This is a genomic window from Vibrio sp. D404a (genome assembly GCF_030248535.1).
In the GTDB taxonomy this organism is placed as follows: domain Bacteria; phylum Pseudomonadota; class Gammaproteobacteria; order Enterobacterales; family Vibrionaceae; genus Vibrio.
This window is the reverse complement of the sequence record NZ_JAHGAJ010000005.1, coordinates 256,789-269,402: the sequence shown is the minus strand read 5'-3', so window position 1 is coordinate 269,402 and position 12,614 is coordinate 256,789. Positions and strand designations below refer to the sequence as shown.

The 12,614-nt window shown below is 47.0% G+C and carries 13 protein-coding genes and 1 riboswitch; of the genes, 4 read left to right on the top strand and 9 right to left on the bottom strand.

Annotated features, from left to right (window positions below; all coding sequences use genetic code 11):
* Nucleotides 1–42: 42 nt before the first annotated feature.
* The 9 genes from thiM to KI655_RS03950 all read right to left on the bottom strand — a co-directional run bounded on the left by thiM (nt 43) and on the right by KI655_RS03950 (nt 9,823).
* The gene (gene thiM, locus KI655_RS03990; protein ID WP_285401956.1) at nt 43–831 is read right to left on the bottom strand and encodes a hydroxyethylthiazole kinase; all 789 of its coding nucleotides are present in this window, start codon (nt 829–831) and stop codon (nt 43–45) included.
* Nucleotides 832–839: 8 nt separating this feature from the next.
* Nucleotides 840–1,526 carry a thiaminase II gene (gene tenA / locus KI655_RS03985; protein ID WP_285401954.1) on the bottom strand — a complete coding sequence of 229 codons (687 nt, stop codon included), beginning with the start codon at nt 1,524–1,526 and terminating at the stop codon, nt 840–842.
* A gap of 8 nt (nt 1,527–1,534) precedes the next feature.
* Complete coding sequence (locus KI655_RS03980; RefSeq protein ID WP_285401952.1) at nt 1,535–2,485, bottom strand: ABC transporter substrate-binding protein; 951 nt, start codon at nt 2,483–2,485, stop codon at nt 1,535–1,537.
* Nucleotides 2,486–2,627: 142 nt separating this feature from the next.
* Nucleotides 2,628–3,371: an ABC transporter permease gene (locus KI655_RS03975; protein WP_285402016.1), complete on the bottom strand. Its 744-nt coding sequence runs from the start codon at nt 3,369–3,371 to the stop codon at nt 2,628–2,630.
* Between the two features lie 52 nt (nt 3,372–3,423).
* Nucleotides 3,424–4,206 (bottom strand): ABC transporter ATP-binding protein, encoded by a 783-nt coding sequence (locus KI655_RS03970; RefSeq protein WP_285401950.1) that lies wholly within the window; start codon nt 4,204–4,206, stop codon nt 3,424–3,426.
* Complete coding sequence (gene thiD, locus KI655_RS03965) at nt 4,196–5,056, bottom strand: bifunctional hydroxymethylpyrimidine kinase/phosphomethylpyrimidine kinase (RefSeq protein ID WP_285401924.1); 861 nt, start codon at nt 5,054–5,056, stop codon at nt 4,196–4,198. The genes KI655_RS03970 and thiD overlap by 11 nt, the downstream gene beginning before the upstream one ends.
* 104 nt (nt 5,057–5,160) lie before the next feature.
* Nucleotides 5,161–5,272: riboswitch (TPP riboswitch) on the bottom strand.
* 117 nt (nt 5,273–5,389) lie between these two features.
* The gene (locus KI655_RS03960) at nt 5,390–7,087 is read right to left on the bottom strand and encodes an autotransporter assembly complex family protein (protein WP_285401922.1); all 1,698 of its coding nucleotides are present in this window, start codon (nt 7,085–7,087) and stop codon (nt 5,390–5,392) included.
* A 165-nt stretch (nt 7,088–7,252) separates the two neighbouring features.
* Nucleotides 7,253–8,821 (bottom strand): amidohydrolase family protein, encoded by a 1,569-nt coding sequence (locus KI655_RS03955; protein WP_285401920.1) that lies wholly within the window; start codon nt 8,819–8,821, stop codon nt 7,253–7,255.
* A gap of 258 nt (nt 8,822–9,079) precedes the next feature.
* Nucleotides 9,080–9,823, bottom strand: a complete 744-nt coding sequence (locus tag KI655_RS03950) for a hypothetical protein (protein ID WP_285401918.1) — start codon at nt 9,821–9,823, stop codon at nt 9,080–9,082.
* Nucleotides 9,824–10,234: 411 nt separating this feature from the next.
* On the opposite strand from KI655_RS03950, the gene KI655_RS03945 reads away from it, so the two are divergent.
* From KI655_RS03945 to KI655_RS03930, 4 genes are all read left to right on the top strand, one after another.
* Nucleotides 10,235–10,588 (top strand): energy transducer TonB, encoded by a 354-nt coding sequence (locus tag KI655_RS03945; RefSeq protein WP_285401916.1) that lies wholly within the window; start codon nt 10,235–10,237, stop codon nt 10,586–10,588.
* 80 nt (nt 10,589–10,668) lie between these two features.
* Nucleotides 10,669–11,082 (top strand): hypothetical protein, encoded by a 414-nt coding sequence (locus tag KI655_RS03940; protein ID WP_285401914.1) that lies wholly within the window; start codon nt 10,669–10,671, stop codon nt 11,080–11,082.
* A gap of 51 nt (nt 11,083–11,133) precedes the next feature.
* Nucleotides 11,134–11,523: an MAPEG family protein gene (locus tag KI655_RS03935; RefSeq protein ID WP_285401912.1), complete on the top strand. Its 390-nt coding sequence runs from the start codon at nt 11,134–11,136 to the stop codon at nt 11,521–11,523.
* A gap of 125 nt (nt 11,524–11,648) precedes the next feature.
* The gene (locus KI655_RS03930) at nt 11,649–12,566 is read left to right on the top strand and encodes a LysR family transcriptional regulator (RefSeq protein ID WP_285401911.1); all 918 of its coding nucleotides are present in this window, start codon (nt 11,649–11,651) and stop codon (nt 12,564–12,566) included.
* The last annotated feature ends 48 nt before the right edge of the window (nt 12,567–12,614 follow it).

Sequence of the window (12,614 nt, the reverse complement as noted above, 5' to 3'; positions counted from 1 at the left end):
TTTGGCTTCAGGGCTATTCTAAGCTGTTAGTCAAACTGTAAGCTAAGCCGTCAGCTTTAGACGAGCAATAAGCGTCTCTTCATCCAATTGATATAGAGCATCAAGGATATTGAGCTGCAAGCTGCCCGGGCCTTGAGACTGCTCTGCAGCGATCTCACCCGCAACACCCAATACCGCTGCTGCCGCTAAACCGCTCTTGTCACCAACCGCTGCAAACGCACCGGTCAACGCTGATAAGGTACAACCCATACCCGTCACGTAAGGCATCATGGCGTGACCGTTGTTCAGTTGCGTCACCGAGTCCGCAGTGACGACATAGTCAGTCTCACCAGAAATCACCACGCTTGCGTTGTATTCGGCCACAAGGAACTTGGCAGCGCCCAATGCCGCCTCACTGCTATCTAGAGCATCAACACCTTTGCTTTGCGCCTGCTCTCCGGCTAGGGCAATGATCTCAGACGCGTTAGCACGGATAATCAAACTATCTGCGAGTCGCGCGATACGACGCGACGTTTCCGTTCGCAGCTGACTGGCACCGCAGCCGACAGGGTCCAGAACCACTGTTTTTCCGTTCGCGTTAGCTTGCTCTACGGCAAACTCCATACGTGGCGTCCATACACTGTCTAGCGTTCCGATATTGATTACCAAAGCACCGGCGAAAGACATCATCTCAGCCATCTCTTGTGTAGAGTGCGCCATAATCGGAGAAGCCCCTAACGCCAACAAAGCATTAGCACTGTTGTTCATTACTACATAATTGGTGATATTAACCACCAATGGTTTCTGTTCTCGAACCGCTTGCAGTGCACTTTTAATCTGTTCAGTCAGCATAAAAACCTCTAGTTAGACGTTGGAAAAGTTGAGTCGTTGGCATCTAGCCCTTGTTGCCAAAACGCCACTTCCATGCGTGTTGCGGTTTTAAAAATGTGGATCAGCCTTTGACCACGCTGGCTATTGATATCAATCTCGGCTAGCAGCTGGTCGAAATACTCCGCGCCTGTAGCAACACCGCTTTGAAACTCTTCACCACCGTACAATTCAATCCAGCTTCGGTAAGGGTTACCTTCCAAGACCGTTTTAGAATCTTCCAGCAGCGCCTTACCAATCACAGCGTAACCGATAGAACATGGCGCCAGTGCAGCATAGAGATCAACCAGATCGCCCGTCATACCCGCATCCAACACATAACGCGTGTAAGCCACGGTGCCAAAATCTTCCGGTTCATTCTCAAGGTCAGACTCAGTCAAGCCCCACTTCTCACAGTAAGTAACGTGGTGTCCAATCTCGGAATCAAGCAGCGCATGCACACTTGGCAATGCACGACGCATATCCGCCAAGGTGTTTGCTTTATAAATGGCTAACGCATAAGCACGGGCATACTGTTTTAGAAACAAAAAGTCTTGCTTCAGGTAGTGAAGAAAACACGGCTGAGGCAGAGTACCCTGCGCCAGTGTTTGAACAAAATCATGCTCGGTGTAGTCTTGCCAATCTTGCTGACAAGCTGCTATTAAATCTTGATATTTCATGATGTTCCTTATTCGAACGTCGGTACGTAATCAGCTGCTTTTGGTAGTGATTTGATGATGCCTTTATCGAACATGAACTGGGCATAGTCATCGTAACGTTTAAGATCAACCGCTGATGGACGAAGTGCGAAACGAGTGAGTGTATCGTTCCATGCACGTTGGTTAAGCTCGTTATTAAGAGTGTCCGGCGAGTACGCCACGAACTCTTTCCAAGATTCAGTTGGGTGGTTCACAATATAGGTCGTTGCTTGCTCAAGCGCTTTGTTGAACGCTCGGATAGCGTCTTCGTCACGCTTATTCGCGTTAGCAACAAAAATCAGCTCATCGTACGCTGGCACGCCGTGCTCTTCTGGGAAGAAAGCCTTTGCTTTGTAACCTTCAAGAGCCAATTGATTGGTTTCGAAGTTACGCAGGCCGCCCCAAATCGCATCCACTTTGCCAGAAGCCAGAGATGAAGAGAGTGCCCAGCCGACATTGATGGTTTGAACATCAGTGAAGGCTACATTCTCTTGTGCCAGCATGGTGCCGATCGTCGCTTCTTCATTACCCGCGATTGCGATACCAATCTTCTTACCTTTTAGATCCGCTAACGAATCGTTTTTGCCATTGTCCAAAACCATGAGCGTGTTCAGTGGTGTCGCGATAAGCGTAGACGCTCTCACTAACGGCAGGCCTGCTGTAACATCCATGGTTAGGCTTGGTTGGTAGGTAACAGCTAGATCAACGCGCCCTGCTGCAACCAGTTTTGCTGGCGTGCTTGGGTCTGCTGGCTCTTGAATTTCCACTTCTAAGCCCTGCTCTTCAAAGTAGCCACGCTCATGAGCAATCACGATTGGGCCATGGTTCGGGTTTACAAACCAATCCAACATCAGCGTGACTTTTGTCTCGTCAGCCATTGCGTGTCCTGAAACCAATGAAGCTATCAGTGCAGCCGCACCCATCAATTTAGTGTTTTTCACGATTAACCTTTCCTTTTGAACTTTCTCGATTTTTATAGTGTGTTGGTGAGCGGGATATCCGCATTACGCGTTTCTACCCTCACCATTTTTAAACTGGTTTAGTCTTTCTGTAGCTTGGCGATCTCTTGCTAACAAACATCTCTTAGTGCTGGTTTTCCCAAGGGATCGCCTTTTTGAGTAATTTGTCTGTGATGAAGTAAAGCGAGATAGAGAGCACCGCCAAGATAAACAGCGCAGCAAACATCTCATCAATGATCATTCGTGCATTGGCTTGCAGCATCAGATAGCCCAACCCTTCACTCGAACCCACCCACTCACCGACTACCGCGCCGATAGGAGCAATCACCACCGCAACACGCACACCTGACGCCAAAGTCGGTAGCGCAGCGGGCAGTTGGATATGGCGCAGCCTTTGCCACTTCGTTGCGCCCATAGTTTGTGCTAGGTCGAGGTAACCACGAGGCGTGTTACGCAATCCGTCGTAGCAGCACGTCGTCACTGGGAAGAAGATGATGATCGCCGCCATTACAACCTTGGAGGCAATACCGTAGCCAAGCCACAGCATTAGTACCGGAGCGATCGCAAATACGGGCACCGCTTGGCTTGCAATCAAAATAGGGAGTAACCAACGCTTTAAAGGCTCAAACAACAGCATTTGCAAAGCAAAGAACAGCCCCATAGATAGACCAAGCAGAAGCCCAAGTAGGATCTCTTGCGCCGTGACCCAAGTGTGTTTGAGCAAGACGTCATAACGCTCAATCAGCTTGTTAAACACTTCCATAGGTGCAGGCAGAATGAAGCTCGGCATTTCAAACACCACGACCACCAGCTGCCACAGACCAAGAATGATCAGCGTACTGATCATCACCCGTAGAAACGGACTCATGGTTCTAGATTTATCACTTGGCACTGGTTGCGGCTTGGTCAGCGCTTCAGAACTATTCATAGTCTTGCTCCAGCTGCTCTAAAATCTGTTGCTGAATGCTGGCACACTGCCCATCTATGGTTCGCGGAGGAAGTGTTGTGGGCACCTGCAACGCTTGAGCTGACGCTGGAGTGCCCTGCAATACATAAAGATGATGCGCGAGTCGAACTGCCTCTTGCGGATCGTGAGTAATCAAGACCACGGTTTTATCCTCTAGCAGCTTAGCCGCAAGGGTTTGCAGCTTGTGTCTCGTGACCGCATCTAGCGCTGAGAAAGGCTCGTCCATCAACACAATAGGTTTGTCTTGCATCAGGGTTCGTGCCAAAGCCACTCGCTGGCGCATGCCGCCCGACAACTGCTGTGGCATGGCGTGGGCATAATCAGCGAGGCCGACAGACTCGAGCAGCGACATTGCACGCTGTTGATTCTCTTCACTGCTTTCTTCTCGGTTATCCATGCCTCGCCAACCTTTGCCAGAAAAGCGTTGGCTCAAACAGACGTTATCAATCACCGATAACCAAGGAAGCAAAAGATCTTGCTGCGCCATATACGCAATGCGACCTTCCAAGGCTTCACCGTCACTGGTGTGCAAGCCACCCTGCCACTCGATGTTGTGACTCAGTAGCCCAGCCAGATAACGCAAAATTGTGGTTTTACCGCAGCCACTTCGACCAAGCAGCACCGTCCACTGAGCCGCTGCCACAGACAAATTCAGTCCTTGCAACGTCGATAGTTCGTTATCGAGATAGCGAATACTGGCGTTGGTCAATTCAACGCCAAGAGGCTTATCGGACATCAGCGTGACCAGAGTAAAAGTGATTCACAGGGCCGTGACCTTGACCCACGTTTAATTGATCCGCATGAGCGATAGCTTCAGAAATATAACGCTTACCAAGCTCAACCGATCGAGTCAGGTCATTACCTTGAGCGAGGTAAGAGGCAATAGCCGAAGAGAGCGTGCAGCCAGTGCCGTGTGTGTTTTTGGTTGGGAATCGTTTTGCGCTGATAAGTGCAGTGCTGGTTGGCAGAATCAGCAGATCATTGCTGTTTTCGTCTTGCTCTAAATGGCCACCTTTCAAAAGCACCGCTTTAGCACCCAATGCTCGAAGCTCTTCAACCATGTCTTGCATGTCGGCTTCGCTTTCTGGTACAGGTTTACCTGTCAGTGCCGCGCCTTCTGGAAGGTTTGGCGTAATAATGTCAGCAAGTGGAATAAGCGCTTCTTTTAAGGTGCTAATCGCAGATTGCTCAAGCAGCAAATCACCACTGGTCGCCACCATCACAGGGTCGATCACTAAGTGCTTAGGTTGGTACTGCTTAATCTTGTCAGCTACTACCTTGATGATGTTTGAATCTGCCAACATACCGACTTTAACGGCAGCAATATTCAGGTCACTGAAAACGGCATCCAGCTGACTAGAGACATGATCGAGGGGGATAGGAAAAATGGCAGAAACGCCTTGAGTGTTCTGCGAAGTGATTGCGGTGATCACAGAACAAGCAAAACTGCCCGTTGCAGACATGGCTTTGATATCCGCTTGAATACCTGCACCACCACCACTGTCTGAACCTGCAATGGTTAATACAATAGGTGTATCTGAGGGAATGGACTGAATGTTGTTTTGCGTGTTGGAATTCTGGGTCATGGTCGCTCCTACCATCGAAAAGACGCAGGAGAACCGCACTCAAACCAAGAAGAGAAGGCACCAGAGATCGCAAAAATAGAGTTAATTCACGAGGCACCGCATAGGTTTCAGTGTCAATAGTTCCCTACGCCAGTACTAACTGAATCAGGTTCAACGGGTCTCGAAATTCGATCTCAGCAAATACAAAAAGATGCAGTTGCCCCCCGACTATTGCAGCCATACTAACAGCACTCTTGCGAGGGAGGTAATAAATTTGGCGATAATTCTCTTTCAAAGCGTGAACGAAAGCGTTTTCGTGCACAAAACCATCACATTATCGCCAGCCAAACTCCCTTATTTGAAGGTGGCACCAAACGACAAGTGCAAGCGATAGTCATCTTCCGACTGTTTACCTTTGGCGATATCGAGCTTGATAGGTAACCATTTCGAATCCCACTCTAAGCTCAGTCCCGCCCCTTGCTTCCAGTGCGACGATTCATTAAATACATCACCCACATCGTAAAACAGACCACCCCACAAAGAGCCGTATAATCGAGCTTGATAATCCAAACCCAATGTTGCTGCGAAACGTCCTCCGGTGAGTTCGCCCGCTTCATCTTTGGGTGAAATAGAGTTGTATTTATAGCCGCGAATGCTGTTATCTCCACCCGCAAAAAAGCGTAACGAAGAGGGGACATCCTCAATTGAATCAGCAAAGTTAGCGCCCAAATAAGAGCGCATTAAAACTCTGTGATTGTCTGCTATCGCCCACTTCAACTGACTGCTCCTTTCTATTCTCAGAACCTCAGAATCCGATAGCAGGTTGCTTGAAGAGTAAGCCACTGAGTATAGGTGTCGGTGTTGAACACTGGCGCTATCCTCTCGGCTTGGCTCATAGAGAAATTCAATCCCCGGCATCATCAGCTGCGTTTCATTACTGTCTGAGGCTTGTTGATAGTTCTCATACAGATACTTTAAGAACACCGTGCTTTGCCAATCATCATCCAGCCGCCAGTGCTTTTCAAAAGTGAGGCCCCCCAGCACACTCAAGGTATCGAGGTAATCCGTGTGTTTGGCTTCAAAGCGAACCCCATAGTAATCGTTGATAACATCTCGTTCGGGGATCTTGTACCCCAACAACAAAGACTGCTCAGGCTCCGAGATTTCAAGTTTGCTCTCAAAGCTGTGCCCTTTCTCGTTGTACCAAGGCTGCAACCAACGCAGTGACCCACGCGCCCCAGTATTGGTTGAGTAGCCCGCCCCCACTTGAGCAATATGTTTGGATTTCGGCGTGAGATAGATATCGATAGGTACTTGGTGACTCTTCTTTCCACTGCTTAAGTTCGGAGCTAACACGACATCACGATACCAATCCGTTTCAATCAACCGAGCTTGATATTCCGAAACCAGATGCGCCTCATAGGCTTGACCTTCTTCAAATGTGGCTAAGCCTTGTGTGCGTGAGGATTCAATCTGATTGTTATGTAGCGTCACCTCACCAAACTGATATCGGTCGCCAGAATTGAAATGAAGCTGAATATTGGCGAGATTGTGGTCTGGAATCACTTCCATACGAGCTACAGAAAACTGAGCATCGAAATAGCCTTTACGCATCGCTAGCGACAACAGCTTCGATTTTAATGTGTCATAGCTCTGGTGATTGAGCACCGCTCCTAGCTGCAACGGGGTTTGAGTAAGCAACGCCAAAAACTCTTCATCATGAGCGGCAGATCCATCCAAACGGATATCCAGAGAATATATCCTCACGGGCTCTCCAGCAACAATCTCAAGCTTTAGGTGATCATCTGTCACGGTCGATTTAAATGTTGAGTGATAGTACCCATAAGGGTGGAGTGCGGTGTCGATGACAGAGCGAAACTGACGCTGACTGACTCGATCTAGCCTGTGATTCTCATAAGCAGCAAGGTGCGATCTTAGATTGGTTTCTAGCTCGCCCGTTAACCCATCAATCTCGACTTCAAAAGCGAGCACAGGCGCATTGTTCAAGGCAACAAGCGACAGAATCAAACCAACCCATTTATTGTTCATCATGCCACGCTCGCTGCTTACTTAAGACAGCGCTACTTTAAGGCTAGCTACTATTTTTTCTGAATCGCATAAGATGGACGGGATCCTCCCACCATACGTAAGGCACAAAAAAGCCTTGTCTTTCAACAAGGCTTAGGATTTAACGTCTTTTAGAACGAATAGAACGTGTTAGTTACTCAGGCTATTTCGAATCGCTTTACCCGGGTACACACCTTTCAGTACTTTTGAGTCTTCCACGACGACAGTTCCATTTACCACAACATAGGGAATACCCGTCGAAGGTAGGCCAGGTTCTTCGAGCGTTGAGTTGTCGGTGACTGTGTTTGGATCAAATAGCGTGATATCTGCATCAGCACCCACTTGGAGACGCCCTTTCTTACTCATCTGCTCAATACCGTTCTCTTCCAAAAACTTGGCAGGCATGTAAGACATTTTAGATACCGCAGACATTAATGGCATTAGGTTGTCTTCACGCACCATTTTCAATACACGAGCTTGTGTGCCTGCTGCACGCGGGTGACCTTGTAAGCCTTCATAAGATGTATTCCAGCTGTACGCCATCATGCCGTTATCTTTCATCAGCGGGAATGCATCACTGCCGACAATCGTAGATTCGTGTGCCAATGCATTTTTCAGATCTTCATTGGTCGCACCATAGAACATCACACTTGCACCCGGATCTTCTTTCAATAGCTGCTCATAACGTTCTTTGGTTAGCGGTTTCATGGTCTCCGTTTCAATTATGTCTGAGTAGTCACGGCCCATGTTACGCTGATAGTTATCGGGAGCGAGATAGTCCGCAGCCGCGATAGTGGCACCAAAATTATAAGGGTAGATCTCCGCCATCACGCTAAACCCTTTGTCTCGAGCATCATCCAGCATTTTCAGCGCTGCCGGCGTTTCATTCAGAGTTTGCTGGTGCATGTGTTGAACCAACAAACCACCACCATAGATACCCACACCAGAAAGCATCTCTTCAATACCTAACAAACCTGAAGTTGGTGGCATTTCACTGGAAAAACGACCATGGAGGAAAGTCGGCACACCGTACTCACCCGCCAAACGTTGCCACTCTTTCGTTTCAATTGTCGTTGCCGCTTTCGACATGTAACCCACAGGAACGCCAATACCTAAGCCGCCCTCTTTCAGTTCTTTATCAACCATCTGAGTAATGGTTTCAATCTGCTCGCTGTTGGCAATTTCGCTCAGTGCAACACCACTGATACCCGATGCTTTCGCCTCTTCAGTATCAAAAATGTCATTAATCATGGTACCTGTGCGGGTGTTGTATTTGCTGTTTAGCACCTTAGTTCGAATACCCGCCGCCGAAACACTCGCACCAAAGTTGGTTTGGGAGCGTCCTTCTAAGCGCTTGTACCAATCGCTCACTGGGTATGCACCCACTTCTAGCGCCAATGGGGTTGTTACACCACTACGAAGCTGAAGCTTTTGCATCACTGGAATCGCAACGACGTGTGAGTGGGTATCAATAAAGCCCGGAGCCACCACTAAGCCTTCAGCATTGATAACCTTATCGCCTTCCAAAACTTTGTCTGTGATTTCGACAATCTGCCCGTTATCAACAGCAACGTTAGTGACCTTATCTAGCCCCGTTTCAGGGTCCATCACTCGGCCATTCATGATCACAAGATCATAAGCAAAAACATTGGGGGACAGGGCGACCATCAATGCCAATGCAGTTTTCTTTAGAGTGTTTGACGTAACTTTATTATTCATATTCTTAACTCCAATGGTTCGATTGGTGTGTGCTAAATGAGTAAGGCTGTGTACCTCTTTGAAACCATTATTGATGATTTCTGCCATTCCATTAACTCTCATATGACGGACGCAACCCTGCCTTAAACGGCTCTCTCGGAGGTTCATTTCGACCTGTCGTTGCCGCTCTTACGCAACCCATTCCCCATACCCATTCCCCATATAGACAAAAGCACGGCCATTTAGACCGTGCTTGTTATAAAAATTACAACGCTCTAATTAAAAGTAGAACTTGTAGTTTGCCCACACAACCGTATCGTCGATATCAATAGATTGATTGTTAGCTTTCATTGAGCCAGAGGTGTTATCGACACGAAGTTGTCCCCAACGTGTTTTATCTTGTGAGAACGGAGTCGCAATCATGAGCGTTGATTTAAGCAGTGACGTCTCAATGTCGCCATCTAAGTAATTGTACTCGGGCCACGCACCAATATAGGTTCCATCGTTTCCTAGCGTGTACATCGCATAGAAAGCTGCTGACACACCATAAGCCTCTCCACTTTTAACATTAAATGCATTTAGAGATTCATCAGAATACTCACCCGCTAGCACACCTAAACGAGGGAACAATTGCAGCCCTTCAACGCCAGCATTAATAGCCGCAACACCGCCTACCGAGGCCGAAGTGAACATCGCATTATCAATTACATCCACTGACAAAGCGGCTCTTGGTACAACATGGTTATCTGTAGTGAATACATGAAAATATTGCATGCGGCTGTCTGAGTACTTGCCCTCTTTGTCCATGGTTCCTTCCACGGTTAGCATGCCGGTTTGGCCGTTATCAAAATGAAAATCACCAGAGATAGAGCCTTTCAATGCACCTTGGTTGTTCAAACCAAAATACGCAGAGGTACTTGTCTCTGTTAAGTCAGAAGGGTTTGGCTCAGAGTCCTGTGCCATAAGGGGTGAAGCGAGGCCGATAGCAGTAAGTGCAAGCGTCAGTCGGGTCAGTTTTTTCATCATTAATACCTATACAATACAAAGTGGGCGTTCCCTCCTATTGGTGAGGTACAACGCCCCACCTGTTTCCGTACTGCAGGTATTGTTGACCGATAAACTCAAATCTCTAACTCTCTAATGACGGATCAAACTCGTCCAATAGTTATCAAGCAAACTCGCTGGTGTGGCTTTAGTGTCTCTAACACCATACGACCGCATATCCTTATTTGGTGGACCTACTTCATAAATTAAATGCAAATGATTGTAATTCTTATAAATATTCATAATTATAACCCAAGCTTATGAGTCAGTTCTAATAACCCTTATTTAGAAGCTGCACTCTCTTTCCTAATGAGTCGTGTGTCAGGTTTATCGTCAGTCACTGTTCACAGACAATTATCTAACTAATTAATTTCTAATAGATTTATAACAATGAAAAAAGCAATATCTCTAATTTTGGCTATCATGGTCGTTGGCTGTACTTCAACTTCCAATGACGAAAACACATATACCATTGATCAGCAGGAGTATGGTGCGAGGTTAGCAACCAAAGTGTATTACCCTGAAGAGGCGAGAAAACTAAACCTCGAAGGCACCGCTATGATTCAAGCCGATATTGCTCAAGATGGGAATGTAATCGGCATTACGATTATTGAAAGCTCTGGGCATAACATTTTGGATACCGCAGCCACAAGAACACTTCTCGCGACAAAATTTCCACGCCATCGTGCCCCTCACCCCATAACTGTGGTGATGCCGATAGTCTACAAACTTGAAAATCAATAGAGAAAAGCCAGACACCAGCCTAAAATGAACCACAGCACTTGCACCTTGGTGTGCTGAGTAAAGTCAGGGAGTTGAACGTTATGTACAAACAAACGGAAATGAATAAAGTACTGCTTGGCATTCTTGTGATACTGAGTGCTTTTATACTATTGACATCAAATCACCTTAGCAGCGCAGTGATTGCATTGACGATCAACCTATTGATCGCCGTGTTGTTTTACTCCATGACAATCGGTGTCACCGAAAACCGAGTGTATTGGTATTTTGGCTTTGGCTTCCTTCGTAAAGAAGTCGACCTTTCTGAGATCATTGAAACATCACCCTATGAGACCAAGTGGTATCAAGGTATTGGTATTCGGATGTTGAAAGATGGTTGGCTTTATAACGCCTCTGTCGGCAAAGCACTAAAACTGACATTGGCGAACGGTAAACACGTCTATCTGGGAAGCAGAGATTTGGAAGGCCTAAAGCGTGCTTTAAACCCCCATCAATAACTGAAGCTCAGGTTCTCTACTCTTACTGTTTGATAACTCAAGGATGATAATGTGAATACCTTAATCTATAGCTTGATCGCTGCTGCTCTACTTCCTTATCTAGCGAAAATACCCGTTGCCATTGCGATGAATAAGCTCGGTGGTTATGACAATCATCATCCACGAGAACAACAGGCAAAATTAAAGGGCTTTGGTGCACGAGCGCTGGCGGCACACCAGAACGCTTTTGAGTCCCTTATCGTCTTCGCATCGGCTATTTTGCTTGCTATAGCGACAGGCACAATAAGTGGCACTATCGAGATTTTGGCGGTACTGCACGTTGGTTTCAGAGTTGCTTACCATGCCCTCTATTTACTCAATATCGGCGTGTTGCGTTCAGTATGTTGGGCGGTGGCGATTGGCTGTTCATTTGTCATTATGGGTCAGTGTATCGTCAGTTAGTCGTTCTGATTCACTACGAATTCACGTAATGCTTGTCGTAACTCCGATTCAATTTCGTGGTAATTTGCTGAATTAGTGTTAGTTTTAAGTAATAGCATTACATGGATACAGGGAAAGGCCACACCATGAATTTTAGCATTGAGCAGCTTTTGGCATTCGTTACTGTTTATGAAGAACGCTCTTTCAGTAAAGCCGCAGCAAAGCTCAACAAACACAGAACGACTACAGGGCAAGTCATCGCCAACTTGGAAGATGTGTTGGCCGTTGAGCTTTTTGAACGCATTGGCCGAACCGTAGAGCCGACCGAAGAGGGCGAACTGCTTTATCACTACGCCAAGTCGACCATAGACCAATCCAAGATCTTCGACAAAATCGCTTTAAGCCTCTCTTACGGTGGCCTTGAACGCATTAACTTTGCCTACTCTAGCGTGGTGCCTCACGGCTTGCTTTCTGCAATAAGAGAACAGCTGGCTCTAGACTTCCCCAATATGCGCGTTAACTTTTTGGTGAAAACTAAGCAAGAAGTAGAAGAAGGCATTAACGATGGCGAGATCCACTTTGGTTTAGTCAACATCGACAAAAGCAAAGGCATGTATGGCAAGGATTCAACCTTCATCGGGCATATGGAGTTTTTGCCGTTTGTGAAAAAAGGCAGTGCATTAACCAAACTCCCTGAAGATCAGGTGTTAAGTGCATTACGAACCACTCGTCAATTTGTATTGCGAGCGTTCGTTCATGATGGTTTAAAAGAGAAGATTGTTGTCTCAGCCGACAACGAAGAGATCGATCAACTGGCGTTGGCGATTAAGCTTGTCCAGAGTGACTTAGGTTGGGCGTGGTTTCCTAAAGTGCTTTCGGAATCGCAATACGTCACCGAACATCTCGAACCCCTTAAACTCGATGAACTTAAGCACGGTTTGAAGTTTTCGTTCGCGCTCTGGAATACCCACTCCAAGCCAATTCTAGAGATCAAAAAATCCATTATCAAAGCGGTAGACGAGTACATTAAGCACTTCGTATCGCTACAAGCAGAACGCCATTAAACGAAGGGGCAACCTCTGCCCCTTTTGCGCTTTACTTATCAAAGATCC